The organism is Streptomyces sp. cmx-4-9 (assembly GCF_046548835.1).
Classification (GTDB): Bacteria; Actinomycetota; Actinomycetes; order Streptomycetales; family Streptomycetaceae; genus Streptomyces.
On record NZ_JAEBEE010000008.1, the window covers coordinates 484332 to 506016 of the forward strand.

Genomic DNA, 21685 nt, shown 5'->3' on the forward strand with positions numbered 1-21685 from the left:
AGTGAGTGACATACCGTACGAAGAGCCGTACCTGATCATCTCCTCCGACTGCCACGCAGGGCTGCCCACCGAGCAGTACCGCCCCTACCTGGACTCCCGCTTCCACCGCGCCTTCGACGAGTTCCTCGGCGGGCGTGACGCCCGCCGTGCGGAGGCGACCCGGCTCGGAATCCGCAACGAGGCCTTCGCCGAGAAGTGGTTCCACGACCACGAAGAGGGCCTCAAGGGCGGCTGGGACATCGCCCGGCGCCTGAAGGAACTCGACGGGGACGGGGTCGCCGCCGAGGTCGTCTTCCCCGACGCGGACGCCGTCGACAGCCAGACCGCCGCTCCCTTCGGGGTGGGCCTGGGCCTCTCCGGCGACCAGGACCCCGAGCTGGGCATGGCGGGCGCACAGGCGCACAACCGCTGGCTGGCGGAGTTCGTCGGCGCCGGGAACGGCAAGGACGCGGCGCGGCACTGCGGGGTGGCCCTGCTGCCCGTCACGGCCGAACCGGACAAGGTCGTCGCCGAGATCCACCGCGCCAAGGAGTCCGGGCTCGGCGCCCTGATGATCCCCTCGATGTGGGTGGACAAGGCGCCGTACCACGACCGCCGCTACGACCCGGTCTGGGCGGCGGCGGCCGAGACGGCCATGCCGGTCCTCACCCATTCGGGAGCCGCGCCCCGCCACGAGTACGGCGACCACCTCGGCATCTACGTCTCCGAGGTCACCTGGTGGCCCGCCCGCCCGCTGTGGTTCCTGCTCTGGTCGGGGGTGTTCGAGCGGCACCCGGGCCTGAAGTTCGGCGTCGCGGAGTCCGGCTGCTGGTGGCTGCCGAACCAGCTGTGGTTCATGGACCGGCTCTACCTCGGCGCGCACGGCGGCAAGAAGCTGTCCCCGTTCGCCGAGCTGAAGCGGCCGCCGAGCGAGTACCTGGACCGGCAGGTCTTCGTCTGCGCCACCAACACCAAGCGCCGCGAACTCGCCCAGCGCTACGAGATCGGTGTGGACAACATCCTGTGGGGCTCGGACTTCCCGCACCCCGAGGGCACCTGGCCCGACACCCGGAACTGGCTGCGCCGGACCTTCCACGACATCCCGGTCGCCGAGACCCGGCGGATGCTCGGTCTGTCGGCGGCGGAGGCCTTCGGCTTCGACACCGGCACGCTGGCCCCGATCGCCCGCCGCATCGGGCCCACGCCGGCCGAACTCGGCCAGTCCGCCGACCAGGCGGCGGTGGAGGCCTCCTGGGCGCGCTCGCGCGAGACGGGCCGGCACTGGCTGACCGGGAACGACTTCCCGGTCCTGGGGGTGTCGCCGTGACCGAGGGCCGCTACACCGTGATCTCGGCGGACTGCCACGCGGGCGCCGACCTGCCGGACTACCGGCCGTACCTGGAGAAGCGCCACCACGAGGAGTTCGACGCCTGGGCCGCCTCGTACGTGAACCCGTACGAGGACCTCCTCGCGGACACGGCGGACCGCAACTGGAACTCGGCGCGGCGGCTGGCGGAGCTGGAGGCCGACGGGATCGTGGCCGAGGTCGTCTTCCCCAACACCATCCCGCCGTTCTTCCCCAAGGCCTCCCTGATGGCCCAGCCCCCGACGGCGGCGGAGTACGCGTTGCGGTGGGCCGGGCTCCAGGCCCACAACCGCTGGCTGGCGGACTTCTGCGCGGACGCGCCCGGCCGCCGGGCGGGGGTGGCCCAGATCCTGCTGAACGACGTGGACGCGGCGGTGGGGGAGATCCGCCGCACCCGGGCGGCGGGCCTGACGGGAGGCATCCTGCTGCCCGGCGTCCCGCCCGGCTCGACCGTCCCGGAGCTGTACTCGGCGGCCTACGACCCCATCTGGGCGGTCTGCGACGAGCTGGACGTGCCGGTCAACCACCACGGCGGCTCGGCGTCCCCGCCGCTCGGCGACGAGCCGGCGGCGCGGGCCGTCTTCATGGTGGAGACGACCTGGTTCTCCCACCGCGCCCTGTGGCACCTCGTCTTCGGCGGGGCCTTCCGCCGCCACCCCGGCCTCAGGCTGGTCCTGACGGAGCAGGGCTCGGGCTGGATCCCCGGGGTGCTGGACATGCTGGACTACTACCACGGCCGCCTGGTCGCCGCCTCGGACACCGCGGAGTCCAAATTCGGCGCGGGCCTCGCGCAGGCCATGGGCAAGGGCCCGAGCGAGGTCTGGCGGGACAACTGCTTCGTGGGCGCCAGCTTCATGCGCCCCCACGAGGTCCCGCTGCGGGAGCGGATCGGCCTCGACAAGATCATGTGGGGCTGCGACTACCCCCACGACGAGGGCACCACCCCGTACTCCCGGGAGGGCCTGCGCATTGCGTACGCGGGCCTGCCGCGGGAGGAGGTCGCGGCGATGGTCGGCGGCAACGCGGCCCGGGTCTACGGCTTCGACCTGAACCTGCTGGACGCGGTGGCGGCGAAGCACGGCCCCCTGGTCACGGAGATCGCCGAACCCCTGACGGCGGTCCCACCCCGGGCCACCAGCCCGGCCTTCGCCCGCGGGGGCTCGGTCCGGGTCTGGTGAGGGGCCCCCGCCGGGCCGGTTCAGGGCCTGCGCAGCCTGAGCCGCTCCGGCGCACGGGACGGGGCCCCCGCCCCTTGTGCGAACCGTCGGTAACCCCGATGGATACCGATCGGTAACAACCCCTAGCGGTGCCCCCGAGGCCGCCTCTATGGTGCGTGGCATGCCGAACCTGCCCGATGTCGTGCTGTGGTCCATACCGGCCTTCGTGCTGCTCACCGTGCTGGAGGTGGTGAGCTACCGGCTCCATCCCGACGAGGACGCAGCCGGCTACGACCGCAAGGACGCCGTCACGAGCGTCACCATGGGGCTCGGCAGCATCGGCTTCGACCTGCTGTGGAAGATCCCGGTCGTCGCGGTCTTCACCGCGGTCTACGAACTCACCCCGCTGCGGGTGCCGTTCCTGTGGTGGACGGCCCTGTTGATGCTGCTCGTCCAGGACTTCCTCTACTACTGGCAGCACCGCAGCCACCACGTCATCCGCATCCTGTGGGCCTGCCACGTGGTCCACCACAGCAGCCGGCGGTTCAACCTCACCACCGCCCTGCGCCAGCCCTGGACGAGCGCCACCACCTGGTGGTTCTACCTGCCCATGGTGGCTCTCGGCGTGCACCCCGCGGCGATCCCGTTCTGCTACGGCATCAACCTCCTCTACCAGTTCTGGGTGCACACCGAGCGCATCGGCAAGCTGCCCCGCGTCTACGAGTACGTCTTCAACACCCCCTCCCACCACCGCGTCCACCACGCCTCGCAAGGCGGTTACCTGGACCGCAACTTCGGCGGGATCCTGATCGTCTGGGACCGGATGTTCGGCTCCTGGGTGGGGGAGACGGAGCGGCCCGTCTACGGGCTCACCAAGAACATCGACACCCACAACCCGCTGCGGGTGGCCACCCACGAGTACGCCGCCATCGCCCGCGACGTCCGGGCCGCGGCGAACTGGCGCGAGCGGGCCGGGCGGGTCTTCGGCGGCCCCGGCTGGCAGCCCCCGGCCCCCGCCGCCTCGGCCGCCGCTCCGGCCCCCGCCACCATGCCGGTCGCCCCCGCCACCGCCACCATGCCGGCCGCCCCCGCCACCGCCGAGGCGCTGCCCCCCGTACGGGAGACCACCCCATGAGCACCGCCACGCCGGAAGGCCGGCCTGCCGTTCCCTCCTGGGCCGCCGTGCCCGCCGCAGCGGCCGGCCGCGACCGGCTCGCCCGGGCCGCCCTGGCGGCCTTCGCCGTGGCCGCCGCCGCCGACCTCGGCGCCCTGCTGGCCGACTGGCACCTCGGCCACGTCCTCGCCAAACCCCTCCTGATGCCGCTGCTGGTCCTCCACGTGATCGCCCGCGGCGCGCCCCGCCTGCTGGTCGCCGCGCTGCTGTTCGGCTGGGGCGGGGACCTGGCCCTGCTCTTCGACGCCGAACCGGCCTTCCTGATCGGCATGGGCTCCTTCGCCGCCGGACACGTCTGCTACCTCGTGCTCTTCGGCCGCGGCGGCGCCCGACCGCTGCTCGCCGCCGGCTACGCCCTCGTCCTCGTCACCACCGTCGCCCTGCTGTGGACGGACCTGCCGGCCGACCTGCGCATCCCCGTCGCCGGGTACAGCCTGCTGCTCACCGCCGTGGCCCTGCGTTCCAGCGCTCTCGGGCTGCGGGCGGGGGCGGGCGGGGCGCTGTTCCTGCTCTCCGACACGCTCATCGCCACCGGCGTCGCCGAGTGGCCCCAGCTGCCGCGCCCGGACTTCTGGGTCATGGCCACCTATCTGGCCGCCCAGTACCTGCTGGCCACGGGAGTGGCGGAGCGCAGACCAGGCGTACCGTAGGACGGCCATCGGCCGAACAGGCCGACCGATCCCCGAGCCGGAGGACTGCACCACCATGCGCGCCACCGTCATCCACGCCCCGCGCGACATCCGCGTGGAGGAGGTGCCCGACGCTGCGATCCAGCGTCCCGAGGACGCCGTCGTCCGCGTCCTGCGCGCCTGCATCTGCGGCAGCGACCTGTGGGCCTACCGCGGCGAGGCCGCGCGCCAGCCCGGCCAGCGCATCGGCCACGAGTTCCTCGGCATCGTCGAGGAGACCGGCTCCGCGGTGTCCGGCCTGCGCTCCGGCGACCTCGTCGTCGCCCCCTTCATGTGGTCCGACGGCACCTGCGCGTACTGCGCGGAGGGCCTGTACACCTCCTGCGACCACGGCGGCTTCTGGGGCTCGGTCGGCCATGACGGCGGCCAGGGCGAGGCCGTCCGCGTCCCGCACGCCGACGGCACCCTGGTGAAACTGCCGGCCGAGGCCGTCTCCGACGATCACCTGCTGACCGGCCTGCTCGCGCTGTCCGACGTCATGGGCACCGGCCACCACGCGGCGCTCGGCGCGGGCGTGCGCGCGGGCTCCACCGTCGCCGTCGTCGGCGACGGCGCGGTCGGCCTGTGCGGGGTCCTCGCCGCCCGGCGCCTGGGCGCCGAGCGGATCATCGCCCTCGGCCGCCACACCGCCCGTACGGACATCGCCCGGCTCTTCGGCGCCACCGAGGTCGTCGCCGAGCGCGGGGAGGCCGCCGAGGCCGCCGTCCGCGAACTCACCGGCGGCCGCGGCGCGCACGCCGTCATCGAGGCCGTCGGCACCGAGCAGTCCATGCGCACCGCCGTGAACATCACCCGGGACGGCGGGGCCGTCGGTTACGTCGGCGTCCCGCACGGCAGCGGCACCGGTCTCGACCTCGGGGTCATGTTCGACCGCAACATCACCCTGCGCGGCGGCGTCGCCCCGGTCCGCGCCTACATCCCGGAGCTGCTGGCGGACGTGCTGAGCGGCGCGATCGACCCCTCGCCCGTCTTCGACCGGGCCGTGTCCCTCGACGAGGTGCCGGACGGCTACCGCGCGATGGACGACCGCAGCGCCCTCAAGGTGCTGATCAAGCCCTGACCGGCGCGGCCTGACGCCGCCCCGGACACGCACGGGGCCGGACGGGGGGTGGCCCGCCCGGCCCTGACGCGTACGCGTGGCGGGTACGCGTGGCGGGCACGCGTGGCGCGGACCCGTGGTGCGTACCGCCTCGCTACTTCTTCACGGCCTTGAGCGCGTCGACCACGCCGTGCCCGTAGTAGCCGGTCTGGCCCCACTTGCTCTCGCAGGTGGTGGCGTCTATCAGCACGCCGGCGGCGTCGTAGACCTGCGCCGGGCAGGCGGTCCTGGCGGCCTGGCCCTTGAGCATGGTCTGCAGCTGCGCCGGGGTGGCCGACGGGTGCGCGCTCTTGAGCAGTGCGGCGACGCCCGCGACGTGCGGGGCGGCCATCGAGGTGCCCTGCTTGTAGCCGTAGCCGCCGCCCGGGAGGGTCGACAGTATGCGGCCGTTGGCGTCCGGGGTGGCCGGGACCTGCCACTTGTCGCCGCCGGGGGCCGCCACGTCCGCCACGCCCAGGCCGTAGCTGGAGTAGTACGACTTGAAGCCCTGGTCGCCGGTGGCGGTCACCGTGACGAGACCCGGGAGCTGGGTGGGCACGTCGAGGCAGACCCGCGGGTCGATGGTGCGCGGCACCGGGGTGGTGTCGTTCGGGCTGGTCTCGTCGGTGATCGAGTCGGCCGACAGGTCGTAGTTCTCGTTGCCGGCCGCCGCCACCTGCAGCACGCCCTTGCGCTCGGCGTACTTGCTCGCCCGGCTGAGGGCCTCCACCAGCGCCTTCTGGTCGTCGTCCGTCTTGCAGGCGAAGTACCAGGGGTCGACGTAGTAGCTGTTGTTGGTCACCTCGATCCCCTTCTCGGCGGCGAACATGAAGCCGCAGACGACCGCCTCGGTGTAGAAGAGGCTGGTCCCGGGCTCGCTCACCTTGATCGCGGAGATCTGCACGCCCGGGGCGACACCGCTGACGCCGACGCCGTTGCGCGGGGCCGCGATGGTGCCCGCCACGTGCGTGCCGTGGTCGCTGCCGTCGGCGTACGGGCGCCAGGCGCCCTCGGAGGTGTCCGCGACGCCGCCGACGCAGTTGGCCGACTGGGACGCGGAGAAGTTGGCCGCCAGATCGGGGTGGGTGTCGTCGACACCCGTGTCGATGACGCCCACCGTGACGTCCCGGCTGCCATCGTTGATCTTGTGAGCCTGGTCGGCCTTGATCGCGCGCAGGTCCCACTGGTTGGTCTCCAGCGGCTCCTGGCCGGGCGCCGCGTCCGCCGCCGCCTTGGCGGCGTCCGCCGCGCTCAGCTGCTGCGTGGTGCCCTCCTCGGTGGTCTGCACGCTCTGCAGGGGGGCCGTACGGGTGGCGCCGACGGACACGAACAGGCTGCGCTGGGCCCGCAGCTGCTTCGCGAAGTCCGGGTTCTGGGAATGGGCGACGACGACCCCGATCTGGTCGTGGGCCTTCACCACCGTTCCGCCGGCCCGCTCGATGGCCTTCTTCGCCTGCTTCACCGTGCCGTACGCGGTCAGGTTCGCCACGTACGACAGCTTGGGCCCGGTGGGGTCGGCCTTGGCGGCCGTCACCGCGTCGGCCGTGCTGCCCACCGGGGCGGCGGAAGCCGCTGCGGAGGGCAGGAAGGAGAGCGAGGCGGTGAGCGCCAGGCCGACCGGAACGGCGAGGGCGCGCCGGCGCCCGTTGACGGAACGTGACCCCAGATGAGCCATGGGTTCTCCACATCATCCTTGAGAAGAACCCGCCCGGACCGCGGTCACGGCGGACGGGTTCATGACATGGGGAACCTAGTGCCGGTGTTCCCTCCTGCGCCATCAGTTCGAGAAAGCAGTTCCTAAAGAATCAGCGGGTGTTGAACCGTCCCGACACGCCGGCCGTGCCGTTGACAGGGGGGGGATCAGCGCCACCGTCCCCTCCCGGAGGTTGTTTTGTCCGCAGTCCCCACCGCACCCGCGTCACAAGGAGAGCCCCCCGTGACCACCGAAGCAGCGTCGCCCCCCGGCAGCGCGGGAACACCTCCGGCCGCCCCCACGGCCGAGGAGTTCGCAGCCGTCCAGCGCAGCGCCGAATTCGCCGAACTGCGCCGCTCCTACCGCTCCTTCGCGTTCCCCCTCACCGTGGCCTTCATCGCCTGGTACCTGCTCTACGTCCTGCTGTCGAGCTACGCCGGCGGCTTCATGGGGACCAAGCTCTTCGGCAACGTCAACGTGGCCCTCGTCCTCGGCCTCGCCCAGTTCGCGACGACCTTCCTGATCGCCTGGCTGTACTCGCGGCACGCGGCCGCCCGGCTCGACCCGAAGGCCGCGGCCATCAAGGCGCGGATGGAGGCCGGCGAATGAGCTCTGCTGCCGCACTGACCACGCTGGCGGCGGGCGCCACCGAGCACCGCCCGCTGATCATCACCCTCTTCGGACTGTTCGTCGTGGCGACGCTGATCATCACGATCTGGGCCGGCCGCCAGACGAAGGACGCCGCCGACTTCTACGCGGGCGGCCGCCAGTTCACCGGTTTCCAGAACGGCCTGGCCATCTCCGGCGACTACATGTCCGCCGCGTCCTTCCTCGGCATCGCCGGCGCCATCGCCCTCTTCGGCTACGACGGCTTCCTCTACTCCATCGGCTTCCTCGTCGCCTGGCTGGTCGCCCTGCTGCTCGTCGCCGAGCCGCTGCGCAACTCCGGCCGCTACACCATGGGCGACGTCCTCGCGTACCGGATGCGCCAACGGCCCGTCCGCACCGCCGCGGGCACCTCCACCATCGTGGTCTCGATCTTCTATCTGCTCGCCCAGATGGCCGGCGCCGGCGTACTGGTCTCCCTGCTGCTGGGGATCACCAGCGACGGCGGCAAGGTGGCCGTGGTCGCGCTGGTCGGCGTCCTGATGATCGTCTACGTGACCATCGGCGGTATGAAGGGCACCACCTGGGTCCAGATGATCAAGGCGGTGCTGCTCATCGCGGGCGCCCTGCTCATCACCTTCATGGTGCTGCTGGAGTTCGACTTCAACGTCTCCGACCTGCTGGGCAAGGCCGCCGAGAACAGCGGGCAGGGCGCCAAGTTCCTGGAGCCCGGGCTGAAGTACGGCAAGGACGGGACGACCAAGCTCGACTTCATCTCCCTCGGCCTGGCCCTCGTCCTCGGCACCGCGGGCCTGCCGCACATCCTGATCCGCTTCTACACCGTCCCCACCGCCAAGGCCGCCCGCAAGTCCGTGAACTGGGCCATCGGCATCATCGGCGCCTTCTACCTGATGACCATCGCCCTCGGCTTCGGCGCCGCCGCCCTGCTCAACCGGGCCGACATCCTCGCCTCCAACAAGGCGGGCAACACCGCGGCCCCGCTGCTCGCCCAGGAGATCGGCGGCGGCCCGGACTCCACCGGCGGCGCCATCCTGCTCGCGGTGATCTCCGCGGTCGCCTTCGCCACCATCCTCGCGGTGGTCGCCGGCCTCACCCTGGCCTCCTCCTCGTCCTTCGCGCACGACCTGTACGTGAACGTCATCCGCAAGGGCAACGCCACCGAGAAGGAGGAGGTGCGCGCGGCCCGCTGGTCCACCGTGGTCATCGGCGCCGTCGCCATCGGCCTCGGAGCCCTGGCCCGCGATCTGAACGTGGCCGGGCTGGTCGCCCTCGCCTTCGCCGTCGCGGCCTCCGCGAACCTGCCGACGATCCTCTACAGCCTCTTCTGGAAGCGCTTCACCACCCGGGGCGCGCTCTGGTCGATCTACGGCGGCCTGATCTCGGCCGTGGGCCTCGTACTGTTCTCGCCGGTCGTCTCCGGCAAGCCCACCTCGATGTTCAAGGACGCCGACTTCTACTGGTTCCCCCTGGAGAACCCCGGCATCATCTCCATCCCGCTCGGCTTCCTGCTCGGCTGGCTGGGAACCGTCCTGTCCAAGGAGAAGGCGGACCCCGCGAAGTTCGCCGAGCTGGAGGTCCGCTCGCTGACCGGCACCGGAGCACACTGACGAAGCCGGCACGACATCATCCGAACACCGTGCGTGGCCGCGTCGTACTTCCCTACGATGCGGCCGCGCCACGTCTCGTTCATTCGGGCACCCCTGCATGCCGCGGGCGTCGCGTAGGCTCGAAAGGGGCGCATCCGCGGATCCGCGGGAGCGGCGACCTCTACAGAACCGGACAGGGGAGGGGGCCACAGTGCTTCTCGACACCTTCGGCCGCGTGGCCACTGACCTGCGCGTCTCACTCACCGACCGGTGCAATCTGCGCTGCACCTACTGCATGCCCGAGGAGGGTCTGCAGTGGCTCGGCAAGTCCGACCTGCTGACGGACGAGGAGATCGTCCGGCTGATCCGCATCGCCGTCACCCGGCTCGGCATCACCGAGGTCCGCTTCACCGGCGGCGAGCCGCTGCTGCGGCCGGGCCTGGTCGGCATCGTCGAGCAGTGCGCGGCCCTGGAGCCCCGCCCCCGGATGTCGCTCACCACCAACGGCATCGGGCTCAAGCGCACGGCGCAGGCCCTCAAGGCCGCGGGCCTGGACCGGGTCAACGTCTCCCTGGACACCCTGCGGCCCGAGGTCTTCAAGACCCTCACCCGCCGCGACCGCCACCAGGACGTCCTCGACGGGATGGCCGCCGCCCGCGAGGCAGGCCTGACCCCCGTCAAGGTCAACGCGGTCCTGATGCCCGGCCTCAACGAGGACGAGGCCCCCGACCTGCTGGCCTGGGCGGTGGAGAACGCGTACGAACTCCGCTTCATCGAGCAGATGCCGCTGGACGCCCAGCACGGCTGGAAGCGCGACGGCATGATCACGGCCGGTGACATCCTCGCCTCGCTGCGCACCCGCTTCACCCTCACCGAGGAAGGCGCCGAGGAGCGCGGCTCCGCCCCGGCCGAGCGCTGGGTGGTGGACGGCGGCCCGGCCAGGGTCGGTGTCATCGCCTCGGTCACCCGCCCGTTCTGCGGCGCCTGCGACCGTACGCGGCTCACGGCCGACGGCCAGATCCGCACCTGCCTGTTCGCCACCGAGGAGTCGGACCTGCGGGCCGCCCTGCGCTCGGGCGCCCCGGACGAGGAGATCGCCCGGCTGTGGAAGGTGGCGATGTGGGGCAAGAAGGCGGGCTCCGGACTGGACGACCCGGCCTTCCTGCAGCCCGACCGCCCGATGTCCGCGATCGGCGGCTGACCGCCGCCGACACCCTGCGAGCCCCGGCCCCGGCCGGGGCTCAGGTGCCTTCCGAGCCCTCCGGCGGGACCCACTCGCCCAGCTTCACGACGTCCTTCAGGAAGCCGCGGACGCCCAGGAACTGCGCAAGGCCCTCCCGGTGCTCCTCGCAGGCCAGCCAGGTCTTGCGCCGCTCCGGCGCGTGCAGCTTCGGGTTGTTCCACGCCAGGACCCAGACGGCCGCGTCGCGGCAGCCCTTGGCGGAGCAGACGGGGACGTCGGTACCGGATGATCCGGGCAGGTCATGGGATCCGGGGGATTCGGGGGAGGTCACGCCTCAACCCTAAAGCCCTGGACCGGAAGGGCGACGCCGAGCAGCCACGGGGGGAGCTGCCCGGCGTCGGTCCGTCGCTCCGACGGGGGATGCGGAGCGCGTAGGCAGTATGTCACGCAGGACCCGGTGCGGTGCACCGGAACTTCATGATTGATCTGAGGTTTTCTTGAGGTTTCCCGCACCCAGGGCCGGACGGACCGGCGCCGGGACGAAGTGGGAGGGCAGCGTGGGAGTCGACTCCCGCCCCGCGTTGGCGATGACCACGGCGACGTACGGCAGTAGCGCCCCCGCCACCAGGGTCACGATCGCCACGTGCCGTTCCACGTTCCACAGCACCACGGTCGCGATGACCGACAGGGTCCGGATCACCATCGAGACGACGTAGCGGCGCTGGCGTCCCCGCACGTCCTCGGCGAGACCCATCCGTGCCCCGGTGATCCGGAAGACCTCGGCCCCGGCTTGCTTCTGCCGCTTCGTCCGCTGCACGCTCCACCACCCGATCGCCCGCCGGGCACTCACCGGCCCGAACCCCCACCACGGTACGCCGCCTCCCGCACGGGCAGGAGAGGGGGTGCCCCACCACGGGTGCGCCCCGCCGGCGTCCCCCGGACGGCCCCGTCCGACATGCACCCTGCGCAGCACGGCCCGAGACTGGCCTGACATGCGCACATTGCGCCGGAGGAGGCGACATGCACTGGTTGTGGGCGATCATCGTCGGTTTGGTGCTCGGGCTCATCGCCCGGGCCATCCTGCCGGGCAAGCAGCACCAGCCCCTGTGGCTGACGGTGATCTTCGGCATCATCGGCAGCGTCCTGGGCAATGCCGTGGCCACCTGGATCGGCGTCGCCGACACCAAGGGCATCGACTGGATCCGGCACCTGTTGCAACTGGCCGGAGCGGTCCTCATCGTCGGTCTCGGCGACATGGTCTACATGGCGCTCAGAGGAAACCGGCGCAGGGCCTGACACCCGACGCCGCGGGGGCCGGTACGGACCTGCCGTCCGTACCGGCCCCCGCGCCGGTGTGCGTCCGTTCCGCGCCGGACGGCGCTCCCCACAGGGCCGACGGATCAGCCCGTGACCTCGACCGCGGCCAGGTTCTTCTTGCCCCGGCGCAGCACCAGCCAGCGGCCGTGCAGCAGTTCCTCCGCGGCGGGCACCGCGTCCTCGGCGGTGACCTTCACGTTGTTCACGTAGGCCCCGCCCTCCTTCACGGTCCGGCGGGCGGCCGACTTGCTGGCGACCAGGCCCGTCTCGGCCAGCAGGTCCACGACCAGGCCGGCCTCCGCGACCCGGGCGTGCGGCAGCTCGGACAGGGCCGCGGCCAGGGTGGCCTCGTCCAGGTCCGCCAACTCGCCCTGCCCGAACAGCGCCTTCGACGCGGCGATCACGGCGGCGCACTGGTCGGCTCCGTGCACCAGCGTCGTCAGCTCCTGCGCCAGCGCCCGCTGGGCAGCGCGCGCCTGCGGCCGCTCGGCGGTCTGCGCCTCCAGCTCCTCCAGCTCCTCGCGGGACGCGAAGGACAGGATGCGCATGTAGGTGGAGATGTCCCGGTCGTCTACGTTCAGCCAGAACTGGTAGAACGCGTACGGGGTGGTCATCTCCGGGTCGAGCCAGACGGCGCCGCTCTCGGACTTGCCGAACTTGGTGCCGTCCGCCTTGACCATCAGCGGCGTGGCCAGCGCGTGCACGTGCGCGTCCGGCTCCAGGCGGTGGATCAGGTCGAGGCCGGCCGTGAGGTTGCCCCACTGGTCGGAGCCGCCCTGCTGCAGCACGCAGCCGTAGCGCCGGTACAGCTCCAGGAAGTCCATGCCCTGGAGCAGCTGGTAGCTGAACTCCGTGTAGCTGATGCCCTGGTCGGACTCCAGCCGGCGGGCGACCGAGTCCTTCGTCAGCATCTTGTTGACGCGGAAGTGCTTGCCGATGTCGCGCAGGAACTCGATGGCGGACAGGCCCGCCGTCCAGTCCAGGTTGTTCACCATGACCGCCGCGTTCTCGCCCTCGAAGGACAGGAACGGCTCGATCTGGGTCCGCAGCCGCGCCACCCAGTTCGCCACGGTCTGCGGGTCGTTCAGCGTGCGCTCCGCGGTCGGCCGCGGGTCGCCGATCTGACCGGTGGCCCCGCCGACGAGCGCCAGCGGCCGGTGGCCGGCCTGCTGGAGCCGGCGCACGGTGAGCACCTGGACCAGGTGCCCCACGTGCAGCGAGGCCGCCGTCGGGTCGAAACCGCAATAGAAGGTGACCGGACCGTCCGCGAACGCCTTGCGCAGCGCTTCTTCGTCGGTGGACTGGGCGAAGAGCCCGCGCCACTTCAGTTCGTCGACGATGTCCGTCACGGTTTCTCGGCTCCTTCTACGGATGGGATGGCGGCATGCGGACCCAGTCTAGGCGGGTCAGACCCCCCTGCTGACCGAGCTCATGTTGAAGTCCGGGATGCGCAGCGGCGGCATCGCGGCCCGGGTGAACCAGTCGCTCCACTCGCGCGGCAGGGTCCTCTCCGTCCGGCCGGCCTCCGAGGCCCGCGACAGCAGGTCCACGGGGGACTCGTTGAACCGGAAGTTGTTCACCTCGCCCACGACCTGCCCGTTCTCCACCAGGTAGACGCCGTCCCGGGTCAGCCCCGTGAGCAGCAGGGTGGCCGGGTCGACCTCGCGGATGTACCACAGGCAGGTCAGCAGCAGCCCCCGCTCGGTGGCGGCCACCATCTCCTCCAGGGACTTCTCCCCGCCCGCGTCCAGGGTCAGGTTCCCGAAGCCGGGGGAGAGCGGCAGCCCGGTCAGTGCGGCGCTGTGCCGGGTCGTGGTCAGCCGCTTCAGCTCACCGTCGCGGATCCACTCCGTCACCGGCACCGGCAGGCCGTTGTCGAAGACGGAGGCGTCGTCGCCGGAGCTGTGGGCGATCACGAACGGGGCGGACTCCAGCCCCGGCGCGTTCGGGTCGCTGCGCAGGGTCAGCGGGAGCTCGGAGAGCTTCTCGCCGACGCGGGTGCCGCCGCCGGGCCGGGAGAAGACCGTACGGCCCTCCACGGCATCCCGGGCCGCCGCCGACCACATCTGGTAGATCAGCAGGTCGGCCACGGCCGTCGGGGGCAGCAGCGTCTCGTACCGGCCGGCGGGCAGGTCGATCCTGCGCTCGGCCCAGCCCAGGCGCACCGCGAGCTCCGCGTCCAGGGCGGTCGGGTCGACGTCCTTGAAGTCCCGGGTCGAGCGGCCGGCCCAGGCCGAGCGCTGCCGGTCCGGGGACTTGGCGTTGAGCTCCAGGGTGCCGGTGGGCTGGTCGTGGCGCAGCCGCAGACCCGTCGAGGTGCCCACGTACGTGGACACCAGCTCGTGGTGGGCGAAGCCGTACAGCTCCCGGCCGCCCGCGCGGGCCCGGGCGAAGGCCTCGCCGAGCGCCGGGGCGAAGTCCGCGAACACCGCAGAGGAGGTCTCCGCCGGGGCGTCGGTGAAGTCGGGCGAGACCGGGGTGCCCACCACCAGCGGCTGGGCGTCCTCCGCCGCGCCGGCCCCGCGGGCGGCCGCCTCGGCGGCCCTCACCAGCGGCTCCAGCTCCTGCGCGGTGACGGCGGAGCGCGAGACGACCCCCGAGGCCGTGCCCTCCCTGCCGTCGACCGTGGCGATGACCGTCAGGGTCCGGCCCCGGGTCACGCCGTTCGTGGTGAGCGCGTTGCCCGCCCAGCGCAGATTGGCGCTCGACTCCTCGTCGGCGATGACGACGCAGCCGTCGGCGGTGGACAGTTCGAGCGCCCGCTCGACGATCTCGTGGGGTCGCGTACGGCTCATCGGCCGGCCTCCTGCGTGGTGTTCAGGATGTTCACGTCGCGGAAGAGGGCGGACGGGCAGCCGTGCGAGACCGCCGCGACCTGGCCCGGCTGCGCCTTGCCGCAGTTGAAGGCGCCGCCCAGGACGTAGGTCTGCGGACCGCCGAGCTTCTCCATCGAGCCCCAGAAGTCGGTGGTGGTGGCCTGGTAGGCCACGTCGCGCAGCTGCCCCGCCAGCCGGCCGTTCTCGATGCGGAAGAACCGCTGGCCGGTGAACTGGAAGTTGTACCTCTGCATGTCGATCGACCAGGAGCGGTCGCCGACCACGTAGATCCCGCGCTCGACCCCGCCGATCAGGTCCTCCGTGGAGAGCCCGCCCGGGTCCGGCTGGAGCGAGACGTTCGCCATCCGCTGCACCGGGACGTGCCCGGGGGAGTCGGCGTACGCGCACCCGTTGGAGCGGCCGAGGCCGGTCAGCTTCGCGATCCGCCGGTCGAGCTGGTACCCGACCAGAGTGCCGTCCTTGACGAGGTCCCAGCTCTGCGCCTCGACGCCCTCGTCGTCGAAGCCGACGGTCGCCAGCCCGTGCTCGGCGGTCCGGTCGCCCGTCACGTTCATGATCGGCGAGCCGTACCTGAGCTTGCCCAGCTGGTCGAAGGTGGCGAAGGAGGTGCCTGCGTACGCCGCCTCGTAGCCGAGCGCCCGGTCGAGTTCGGTGGCGTGGCCGATGGACTCGTGGATGGTGAGCCACAGGTTGGAGGGGTCCACGACCAGGTCGTAGCGCCCGGACCGGACGCTCGGCGCCCGCATCTTCTCGGCGAGCAGGTCGGGGATCTGCGCCAGCTCCGCGTCCCAGTCCCAGCCGGTGCCGGTCAGGTACTCCCAACCGCGTCCGGCGGGCGGGGCGATGGTGCGCATGGAGTCGAACTCGCCGGTGGCGGCGTCCACGGCGACCGCGGTGAGCTGCGGGTGGATCCGCACCCGCTGCTGTGTGGTCGAGGTGCCCGCGGTATCGGCGTAGAACTTGTTCTCGTGCACGGCGAGCAGCGAGGCGTCCACGTGCGCGACGCCCTCGGCCGCCAGCAGCCGCGCGCTCCAGTCGGCGAGCAGCGCCGCCTTCTGCGCGTCCGGCACCTCGAAGGGGTCCACCTCGTAGGCGGAGATCCAGGTCCGGTCCGCGTGCACCGGCTCGTCGGCCAGCTCCACCCGCTCGTCGGACCCGGCGGCCTTGATCACCTGCGCCGAGAGCTTGGCCATGGCCACGGCCTGGGAGGCCACCTTGGCGGCGCCGTCCATGGTGAGGTCCACACCGGAGGCGAAGCCCCAGCTGCCCCCGTGCACCACCCGGACCGCGTATCCGAGGTCGGTGGTGTCGGACCCGCCCGCGGGCTTGGCGTCCCGCAGCCGCCAGGAGGCGCTGCGGATGCGCTCCAGCCGGAAGTCGGCATGGTCGGCGCCCAGCGCGCGCGCCCGGGCGAGCGCCGCGTCGGCGAGCGCCCGCAGGGGCAGCGCGGTGAAGGCCGCGTCGATGGAATGGGGCACGGAAGTCCTCCCGGGGTCGGGGCCGGTCGCCCCGATCATGTCGCGCTCGAGGCCCTTGTGCCTACATCTTTCTGTAGGGACTCGACAGAGCCCGTCGCAAGGCCCTGTGGGAGCCCGATTCTCCGCAGGGGCAGTGCGACCTATAGGTTTTTGGTATTCAGACCGCTGAGCGAAAGGGTGATCCGTTGAGCCGCTCGGTTCTCGTCACCGGAGGAAACCGGGGCATCGGCCTCGCCATCGCCCGTGCCTTCGCGCAGGCCGGAGACAACGTCGCGATCACGTACCGGTCCGGCGAGCCCCCGGAGGCCCTGACCTCCCTGGGGGTCCTGGCCGTGCGCTGCGACATCACCGACTCCGAGCAGGTGGAGCAGGCCTACAAGGAGATCGAGGAGAAGCACGGCGCGGTCGAGGTGCTGGTGGCCAACGCCGGCATCACCAAGGACACGCTGCTGATGCGGATGTCCGAGGAGGACTTCGCCTCGGTCGTCGACACCAACCTCACCGGCACCTTCCGCGTGGTCAAGCGCGCGAACCGCGGCATGCTCCGTGCCAAGAAGGGCCGCGTCGTCCTAATCTCCTCGGTCGTCGGCCTCCTCGGTTCGGCGGGGCAGGCCAACTACGCCGCCTCGAAGGCGGCCCTGGTCGGCTTCGCCCGCTCGCTCGCCCGGGAGCTGGGCTCCCGCAACATCACCTTCAACGTCGTCGCCCCCGGCTTCGTGGACACCGACATGACGAAGGTGCTCACCGAGGAGCAGCGCGCGGGCATCGTGGCCCAGGTGCCGCTCGCCCGCTACGCGCAGCCCGAGGAGATCGCGGCCGCCGTCAGCTTCCTGGCGTCCGACGACGCCGCGTACATCACCGGAGCCGTCATTCCCGTCGACGGCGGATTGGGCATGGGTCACTGATCACCATGAGTGGAATTCTCGAGGGCAAGCGCGTCCTCATCACGGGTGTGCTGATGGAGTCCTCCATCGCCTTCCATGCCGCCAAGCTGGCCCAGGAGCAGGGCGCCGAGGTCATCCTCACCGCGTGGCCGCGCCCCTCGCTGACCGAGCGCATCGCCAAGAAGCTGCCCGAGCCGGTCAAGGTGATCGAGCTCGACGTCACCAACGAGGAGCACCTGGCCCGACTGGAGGGCCTGGTCCGCGAGGAGCTCGGCGGCCTCGACGGCGTCCTGCACTCGATCGGCTTCGCGCCGCAGGACGCCCTCGGCGGCAACTTCCTCAACACGCCGTTCGAGTCGGTGGCCACCGCCATGCACGTCTCGGCGTTCTCGCTGAAGTCGCTGGCCATGGCCTGCAAGCCGCTGTTCCCGGCGGAGGGCGCGGCCATCGTCGGCCTCACCTTCGATGCGCAGTTCGCCTGGCCGCAGTACGACTGGATGGGCCCGGCCAAGGCGGCCCTGGAGGCCACCAGCCGCTACCTCGCCCGTGACCTGGGCAAGGACAACATCCGCTGCAACCTGGTCTCGGCCGGGCCGATCGGTTCCATGGCCGCGAAGTCCATCCCCGGCTTCGGCGAGCTCGCGGAGGTCTGGAACTCCCGCTCCATGCTGGACTGGGACATGAGCGACCCGGAGCCGACCGGCCGGGCCATCGTGGCCCTGCTGTCCGACTGGTTCCCCAAGACCACCGGCGAGATCGTCCACGTGGACGGCGGTCTGCACGCGATGGGTGCCTGACGGCCCCGGCATCCGTACGGCGGCGGCCGCGCCCCCCCCTCCCCGGGGGGCGCGGCCGCCGCCTTCGGCGTGTCAGGGCCCCGGGCGGCCGGCGGTTCGCTCGCATGTGCGCCGGCGGGCGGGGAGTTCCCGAGTCGAAAACCAGGACAGATGCCTGCAAACTGTCCACGTCGGGATCTTCCCGGCTCCTGCGGGGAGGAGGTAGGAGTGCGCGCGAGACCGAGCCGGACAGCATCGCTGCTGGTCACGTCGGTGGTCCTGACCGGACTCCTGATCCCGGGGGCCGCCGCCCAGTCCGCGGGGGACGAGCCCGCGCACGGCCCCGAAGCCGCCGTGGCGGTCGTCGACCTCGCGGAGATCCCCGCCGAACCACCCGTACGGCCCGCGCCGGCCGCCGGGCAGGAGCTCTTCGGCGCGGACTGCGACACCGAGATCACCGGGTCCCAGGTGATCGCGTCCTGCCACAACAGCTATCCCGAGACCGACCTGGTCACGCTGCACGTGGAATGCGACCGCTGGTGGGACGTGGACGCCGACGCCGCCCCCGTGGCCGTCGACCCGGCCGGCCGGGTCGCCCTGACCGGCCGCTGCTGGAAGGAAGTCCGCTCCGCCTGGGTCAGCCACCGGCGCCCGTGAGCTCCTGCGCGTCCCGGCCCAGGCAGACGAACGGATAGCCGGCCGCCTCCGAGGCCGCCGCGTCACCGTCCCCGCGCCGGATCGCCTCGATCAGCCGGGAGTGGTCCAGGTGGGCGGCCGGGTCCAGCTCGGCGCCGACGTCGGCGCGCAGCCAGTCGGCCACCAGGTCCCCGAGGTCCGCGTACAGCTCGATCAGCACCTCGTTGTGCGAGGCCGTCACCACGGCCATGTGCAGGCTCACGTCGGCCGCCACGAACACCTCCGCGTCCCCGCCCGCCCAGGCCTTCTCGCGCCGCGCCAGCAGCGCGTCCAGCTGGACCAGGTCCCGGTCGGTGCGCCGCTGAGCCGCCAGCCGGGCCGCCGAGGACTCCAGGGTCGAGCGCAGCTCCGCAATGTGCCGCGGCTGCGCCCCGGCGAAACGGCGGTGCATCACCCCGGCCAGCTCGCTGGTGGCGAGCACGTAGGTACCCGAGCCCTGCCGGATGTCCAGGAGCCCGTTGTGCGCGAGGGCCCGGACCGCCTCGCGGACGGTGTTGCGGGCGACCCCGAGCAGCTCCACCAGCTCCGGCTCGGTGGGGATGCGCGAGCCGACCGGCCACTCGCCGGAGGTGATCTGGTTCCGCAGCTGGGCGATCACCTGGTCGACGAGGGCGGAGCGCCGTGGCGAGGTCAGCGGCATGGGTTCCTCTCGAGGGCAACTGGACAACCAATCATCCCATGATTCTATGATGGTTGGATGTCCGACGAAGAAATCCTGACCATGAGCCGCCCGCAGGCCGGTCGCACCCGCGCCGACCAGCCCCTCTCCCCGCCCGACCACGTCGCCCCCACGTGGCTCGGCCCGGTGCTGCTCGTCGGGATCGTGCTGGCCGCCCTCAACCTGCGGCCCGCCATCACCAGCCTCGGCGCCCTCTTCGAGGAGACCCGCACGGGTCTCGGCATGAGCGGCACCGTCGCCGGACTGATCACCTCCGTCCCCGCGCTGTGCTTCGCCGTCTTCGGCATCACCGCCCCGCGGCTCTCCCGCCGCTTCGGCCCCGCCGCCGTCGTCTGCGCGGGCATGGCCGCCGTCGCCACCGGCCTGCTGGTCCGGCCCTTCGCCTCGAACGCCGCCGGCTTCCTCGCGGCCAGCGCCCTCTCCCTGGCCGGCATAGCCGTGACCAACGTGCTGCTCCCGGTCATCGTCAAGCGGTACTTCCCCGACCGCGTGGGCACCATGACCGGCCTCTACTCGATGGCCCTCGCCGCGGGCACCTCGCTCGCCGCCGCGGCCACCGTCCCCCTGACCGCAGCCCTCGGCGGCAGCTGGCGCACCGGCCTGCTCGTCTGGGCCCTCCTCGCCGCAGCCGCCGTCCTGCCCTGGGTCCCCATCGCCCGGGCCTCCCGCCGCGCCGAACGCGCCGCCGCGGCGGCGCAGCCGGACGCACCGGGCTCCGTACGCGGCCCCGCACACGCCGACGCCGGGCCCCGGATCGTCCGCAGCCGCACCGCCTGGGCCCTGGCCTGCTACTTCGGGCTCCAGGCCACCGGCGCGTACATCACCATGGGCTGGCTCCCGCAGATCTTCCGCGATGCCGGGGTCTCCGCGTCCACCTCCGGCGTCCTGCTCGCCGTCACCATGGTCATGGGTGTCCCGCTCGCCTTCGTGATCCCCGGCCTCGCGGGCCGGATGAAGAACCAGGGCCTCATCGCCGTCACCCTCGGCCTCTTCGGCCTCGCGGGCTACACCGGCCTCTACCTGGCCCCCGCCGGCGGCGCCTGGGCGTGGGCCCTCCTGCTCGGCGTCTCCAACTGCGCCTTCCCCCTGGTCATCACCATGATCGGACTGCGCGCCAAGTCCCCGGCCGGGGTCGTCAAGCTGTCCGCCTTCGCCCAGAGCACCGGCTACCTCATCTCCATCCCCGGCCCGCTGCTCATCGGCACCCTCTACCAGCACAGCGGCGGCTGGGACCTGCCGCTCGCCCTGATGGCGGGGCTGCTCGTCCCGCAGATCGCGCTGGGCGTCCTCGCGGGCCGGGACCGCACCATCGAGGACGAATGCGGCATGCGAAACTGAACGGCATGTCGCCCGTACTCGAACCGAACCCCCAGAACGGCCGCAAGAAGCTCGGCCTCGTCCTCGGCGCGATGCTCGCCGTGACCGTGATCATCGCCGTCATCGCCACGCTCGCCTCCCCCTGAAGGCGGCGGAGCGGCAGGCGGCGGGGTGGGGTTAACCCCACCCACCCCTAGGGGGCAGGGCTCAGGGTGAAGTGGGGTGCGCCCCGGATGGGAACGGCTCCTTCGGATCCATAGATTCGAAGACAACGAGCACGAACCCGCCCGCACACCCACGGAGGCGGCCATGTCGGCCCCCACGCACACCCGGCCCCTCCCTCCCCGCAGCCGCGCAGGCAGCGGCGCCGACCCCCGGCTGCACTGGTGGGCCCTGGTCCTGCCCGCCCTCGGCTTCGGGCTCATGCTGCTCCTGCTCGCGGGCTCCGCCGAGGCGCACGCCGCCCCCGGAGAAGCCGCCGGCCTCCTGCACGTCACCCAGCAGTTCCTGCGCGCCGTCGGCTGATCCCGCACCCGCCGGGGCACGCCGGGCCCCCCGGCAGGGGCCCTCCAACACCTGAGCCCCATGGCCCGTTCCATGCGAAGCTGGGAGCCATGAGCGCCGACACACCCCGCAGGATCGTCCTCCTCCGGCACGCCAAGGCCGACTGGCCCGAAGTGCCCGATCACGACCGCCCCCTGGCGGAACGCGGCCGCAAGGACGCACCGGCCGCCGGCCTGAAGCTCGCCGACACCGGCATCGCCTTCGACCTGGCCCTCTGCTCCACCGCCGCCCGCACCCGCGAGACCTGGAAGCTCGCCGTCCAGGAAATGCCGCACCGGCCCAGGACCTCGTACGAGGAACGGGTGTACGACGCCTCGCTCGGCGAGCTCATCGCCCTGCTGAACGAGACCTCCGAGGACGTCGCGGACCTCCTCGTCATCGGCCACAACCCCGGCATGCACGCCCTCGCCGACGCCCTCTGCGGCCGCGCCGAAGGCGACACCCTGGCGCGGATGACCCGTACCGGGTTCCCCACCGCGGCCCTCGCCGTCATCTCCTTCACCGGCTCGTGGAAGTCCCTGGAGCACGGCGTCGGCACGCTGCTGGACTACTGGACCCCCAAGGACCACTGACCGCGCGGATCCCGGCCCGCAGCCCGCAGCCCG

23 protein-coding genes are annotated in these 21685 nt (G+C 72.2%); 16 read left to right on the plus strand and 7 right to left on the minus strand.

All coding sequences use genetic code 11. The features are described 5' to 3' along the window. Nucleotide 1 precedes the first annotated feature (1 nt). From ACLJTM_RS26380 to ACLJTM_RS26400, 5 genes are all read left to right on the plus strand, one after another. Complete coding sequence (locus ACLJTM_RS26380) at nucleotides 2-1306, plus strand: amidohydrolase family protein (protein WP_411106200.1); 1305 nt, start codon at nucleotides 2-4, stop codon at nucleotides 1304-1306. Next, nucleotides 1303-2523 carry an amidohydrolase family protein gene (locus ACLJTM_RS26385; RefSeq protein ID WP_411106201.1) on the plus strand — a complete coding sequence of 407 codons (1221 nt, stop codon included), beginning with the start codon at nucleotides 1303-1305 and terminating at the stop codon, nucleotides 2521-2523. Before ACLJTM_RS26380 ends, ACLJTM_RS26385 begins: the two co-directional genes overlap by 4 nt. Before the next feature lie 160 nt (nucleotides 2524-2683). Continuing rightward, nucleotides 2684-3637, plus strand: a complete 954-nt coding sequence (locus ACLJTM_RS26390) for a sterol desaturase family protein (RefSeq protein ID WP_411106202.1) — start codon at nucleotides 2684-2686, stop codon at nucleotides 3635-3637. Beyond that, nucleotides 3634-4326: a lysoplasmalogenase gene (locus ACLJTM_RS26395; protein WP_411106203.1), complete on the plus strand. Its 693-nt coding sequence runs from the start codon at nucleotides 3634-3636 to the stop codon at nucleotides 4324-4326. Before ACLJTM_RS26390 ends, ACLJTM_RS26395 begins: the two co-directional genes overlap by 4 nt. A 55-nt stretch (nucleotides 4327-4381) precedes the next feature. Then, on the plus strand, nucleotides 4382-5425 hold the full coding sequence (locus ACLJTM_RS26400) for a zinc-dependent alcohol dehydrogenase family protein (RefSeq protein ID WP_411106204.1): 1044 nt from the start codon (nucleotides 4382-4384) through the stop codon (nucleotides 5423-5425). Nucleotides 5426-5558: 133 nt separating this feature from the next. Here ACLJTM_RS26400 and ACLJTM_RS26405 read toward each other — a convergent pair whose 3' ends face one another. Continuing rightward, on the minus strand, nucleotides 5559-7118 hold the full coding sequence (locus ACLJTM_RS26405) for a S8 family serine peptidase (protein ID WP_411106205.1): 1560 nt from the start codon (nucleotides 7116-7118) through the stop codon (nucleotides 5559-5561). Between the two features lie 261 nt (nucleotides 7119-7379). Here ACLJTM_RS26405 and ACLJTM_RS26410 point away from each other — a divergent pair, with 261 nt between their 5' ends. From ACLJTM_RS26410 to moaA, 3 genes are all read left to right on the plus strand, one after another. Further along, nucleotides 7380-7745, plus strand: a complete 366-nt coding sequence (locus ACLJTM_RS26410; protein ID WP_411106206.1) for a DUF485 domain-containing protein — start codon at nucleotides 7380-7382, stop codon at nucleotides 7743-7745. Then, nucleotides 7742-9370 carry a cation acetate symporter gene (locus ACLJTM_RS26415; RefSeq protein WP_411106207.1) on the plus strand — a complete coding sequence of 543 codons (1629 nt, stop codon included), beginning with the start codon at nucleotides 7742-7744 and terminating at the stop codon, nucleotides 9368-9370. The genes ACLJTM_RS26410 and ACLJTM_RS26415 overlap by 4 nt, the downstream gene beginning before the upstream one ends. Before the next feature lie 190 nt (nucleotides 9371-9560). Next, a complete protein-coding gene (moaA, locus tag ACLJTM_RS26420) occupies nucleotides 9561-10550 on the plus strand; it encodes a GTP 3',8-cyclase MoaA (RefSeq protein WP_411106208.1) in 990 nt (329 codons plus the stop codon). Nucleotides 10551-10590: 40 nt separating this feature from the next. Here moaA and ACLJTM_RS26425 read toward each other — a convergent pair whose 3' ends face one another. Both ACLJTM_RS26425 and ACLJTM_RS26430 read right to left on the minus strand, forming a co-directional pair. Next, a complete protein-coding gene (locus ACLJTM_RS26425) occupies nucleotides 10591-10863 on the minus strand; it encodes a hypothetical protein (RefSeq protein WP_411106209.1) in 273 nt (90 codons plus the stop codon). Nucleotides 10864-11007: 144 nt separating this feature from the next. After that, nucleotides 11008-11349, minus strand: a complete 342-nt coding sequence (locus ACLJTM_RS26430; RefSeq protein WP_411106210.1) for a DUF3099 domain-containing protein — start codon at nucleotides 11347-11349, stop codon at nucleotides 11008-11010. Between the two features lie 203 nt (nucleotides 11350-11552). Between ACLJTM_RS26430 and ACLJTM_RS26435 the strand changes: the two genes are divergently transcribed. Next, on the plus strand, nucleotides 11553-11828 hold the full coding sequence (locus tag ACLJTM_RS26435; RefSeq protein WP_411106211.1) for a GlsB/YeaQ/YmgE family stress response membrane protein: 276 nt from the start codon (nucleotides 11553-11555) through the stop codon (nucleotides 11826-11828). A gap of 104 nt (nucleotides 11829-11932) precedes the next feature. Here the strand turns inward: ACLJTM_RS26435 and tyrS are convergent, their stop codons facing one another. From tyrS to ACLJTM_RS26450, 3 genes are read right to left on the minus strand one after another with little or no spacing between them, the layout of a single operon-like run. Next, on the minus strand, nucleotides 11933-13198 hold the full coding sequence (tyrS, locus tag ACLJTM_RS26440; protein ID WP_411106212.1) for a tyrosine--tRNA ligase: 1266 nt from the start codon (nucleotides 13196-13198) through the stop codon (nucleotides 11933-11935). A 57-nt stretch (nucleotides 13199-13255) separates the two neighbouring features. Beyond that, nucleotides 13256-14644, minus strand: a complete 1389-nt coding sequence (locus ACLJTM_RS26445; protein ID WP_411106213.1) for a metallopeptidase TldD-related protein — start codon at nucleotides 14642-14644, stop codon at nucleotides 13256-13258. Continuing rightward, on the minus strand, nucleotides 14641-16164 hold the full coding sequence (locus ACLJTM_RS26450) for a TldD/PmbA family protein (RefSeq protein ID WP_411106214.1): 1524 nt from the start codon (nucleotides 16162-16164) through the stop codon (nucleotides 14641-14643). Before ACLJTM_RS26450 ends, ACLJTM_RS26445 begins: the two co-directional genes overlap by 4 nt. Nucleotides 16165-16349: 185 nt before the next feature. Between ACLJTM_RS26450 and fabG the strand changes: the two genes are divergently transcribed. From fabG to ACLJTM_RS26465, 3 genes are all read left to right on the plus strand, one after another. Beyond that, on the plus strand, nucleotides 16350-17069 hold the full coding sequence (gene fabG, locus ACLJTM_RS26455; protein WP_411106215.1) for a 3-oxoacyl-[acyl-carrier-protein] reductase: 720 nt from the start codon (nucleotides 16350-16352) through the stop codon (nucleotides 17067-17069). Nucleotides 17070-17074: 5 nt separating this feature from the next. Further along, on the plus strand, nucleotides 17075-17845 hold the full coding sequence (fabI, locus tag ACLJTM_RS26460; RefSeq protein WP_411106216.1) for an enoyl-ACP reductase FabI: 771 nt from the start codon (nucleotides 17075-17077) through the stop codon (nucleotides 17843-17845). Nucleotides 17846-18052: 207 nt separating this feature from the next. After that, nucleotides 18053-18481 carry a hypothetical protein gene (locus tag ACLJTM_RS26465; RefSeq protein ID WP_411106217.1) on the plus strand — a complete coding sequence of 143 codons (429 nt, stop codon included), beginning with the start codon at nucleotides 18053-18055 and terminating at the stop codon, nucleotides 18479-18481. Here ACLJTM_RS26465 and ACLJTM_RS26470 read toward each other — a convergent pair. Further along, complete coding sequence (locus tag ACLJTM_RS26470) at nucleotides 18462-19160, minus strand: FadR/GntR family transcriptional regulator (protein ID WP_411106218.1); 699 nt, start codon at nucleotides 19158-19160, stop codon at nucleotides 18462-18464. The two genes, ACLJTM_RS26465 and ACLJTM_RS26470, sit on opposite strands and share 20 nt — an antisense overlap. 57 nt (nucleotides 19161-19217) lie before the next feature. Here ACLJTM_RS26470 and ACLJTM_RS26475 point away from each other — a divergent pair, with 57 nt between their 5' ends. The 4 genes from ACLJTM_RS26475 to ACLJTM_RS26490 all read left to right on the plus strand — a co-directional run bounded on the left by ACLJTM_RS26475 (nucleotide 19218) and on the right by ACLJTM_RS26490 (nucleotide 21652). Beyond that, a complete protein-coding gene (locus ACLJTM_RS26475) occupies nucleotides 19218-20537 on the plus strand; it encodes a CynX/NimT family MFS transporter (RefSeq protein ID WP_411106219.1) in 1320 nt (439 codons plus the stop codon). 5 nt (nucleotides 20538-20542) lie between these two features. Then, entirely contained in the window at nucleotides 20543-20662 is a 120-nt protein-coding gene (locus ACLJTM_RS26480; protein ID WP_411106220.1) for an SGM_5486 family transporter-associated protein, read from the plus strand. A 163-nt stretch (nucleotides 20663-20825) separates the two neighbouring features. Continuing rightward, a complete protein-coding gene (locus ACLJTM_RS26485) occupies nucleotides 20826-21041 on the plus strand; it encodes a hypothetical protein (RefSeq protein ID WP_411106221.1) in 216 nt (71 codons plus the stop codon). Nucleotides 21042-21130: 89 nt separating this feature from the next. Then, nucleotides 21131-21652 carry a SixA phosphatase family protein gene (locus tag ACLJTM_RS26490; protein ID WP_411106222.1) on the plus strand — a complete coding sequence of 174 codons (522 nt, stop codon included), beginning with the start codon at nucleotides 21131-21133 and terminating at the stop codon, nucleotides 21650-21652. Nucleotides 21653-21685: the final 33 nt, after the last annotated feature.

Excerpts from the sequence above, each read along its gene's own strand:
- ACLJTM_RS26390 (WP_411106202.1), top strand. The coding sequence starts at position 2,684 with ATGCCGAACCTGCCCGATGTCGTGCTGTGGTCCATACCGGCCTTCGTG.
- ACLJTM_RS26395 (WP_411106203.1), top strand. The coding sequence starts at position 3,634 with ATGAGCACCGCCACGCCGGAAGGCCGGCCTGCCGTTCCCTCCTGGGCC.
- ACLJTM_RS26400 (WP_411106204.1), top strand. The coding sequence starts at position 4,382 with ATGCGCGCCACCGTCATCCACGCCCCGCGCGACATCCGCGTGGAGGAG.
- ACLJTM_RS26405 (WP_411106205.1), bottom strand. The coding sequence starts at position 7,118 with ATGGCTCATCTGGGGTCACGTTCCGTCAACGGGCGCCGGCGCGCCCTC.
- ACLJTM_RS26415 (WP_411106207.1), top strand. The coding sequence starts at position 7,742 with ATGAGCTCTGCTGCCGCACTGACCACGCTGGCGGCGGGCGCCACCGAG.
- ACLJTM_RS26435 (WP_411106211.1), top strand. The coding sequence starts at position 11,553 with ATGCACTGGTTGTGGGCGATCATCGTCGGTTTGGTGCTCGGGCTCATC.
- ACLJTM_RS26445 (WP_411106213.1), bottom strand. The coding sequence starts at position 14,644 with ATGAGCCGTACGCGACCCCACGAGATCGTCGAGCGGGCGCTCGAACTG.
- fabI (WP_411106216.1), top strand. The coding sequence starts at position 17,075 with ATGAGTGGAATTCTCGAGGGCAAGCGCGTCCTCATCACGGGTGTGCTG.
- ACLJTM_RS26470 (WP_411106218.1), bottom strand. The coding sequence starts at position 19,160 with ATGCCGCTGACCTCGCCACGGCGCTCCGCCCTCGTCGACCAGGTGATC.
- ACLJTM_RS26475 (WP_411106219.1), top strand. The coding sequence starts at position 19,218 with ATGTCCGACGAAGAAATCCTGACCATGAGCCGCCCGCAGGCCGGTCGC.
- ACLJTM_RS26480 (WP_411106220.1), top strand. The coding sequence starts at position 20,543 with ATGTCGCCCGTACTCGAACCGAACCCCCAGAACGGCCGCAAGAAGCTC.
- ACLJTM_RS26485 (WP_411106221.1), top strand. The coding sequence starts at position 20,826 with ATGTCGGCCCCCACGCACACCCGGCCCCTCCCTCCCCGCAGCCGCGCA.
- ACLJTM_RS26490 (WP_411106222.1), top strand. The coding sequence starts at position 21,131 with ATGAGCGCCGACACACCCCGCAGGATCGTCCTCCTCCGGCACGCCAAG.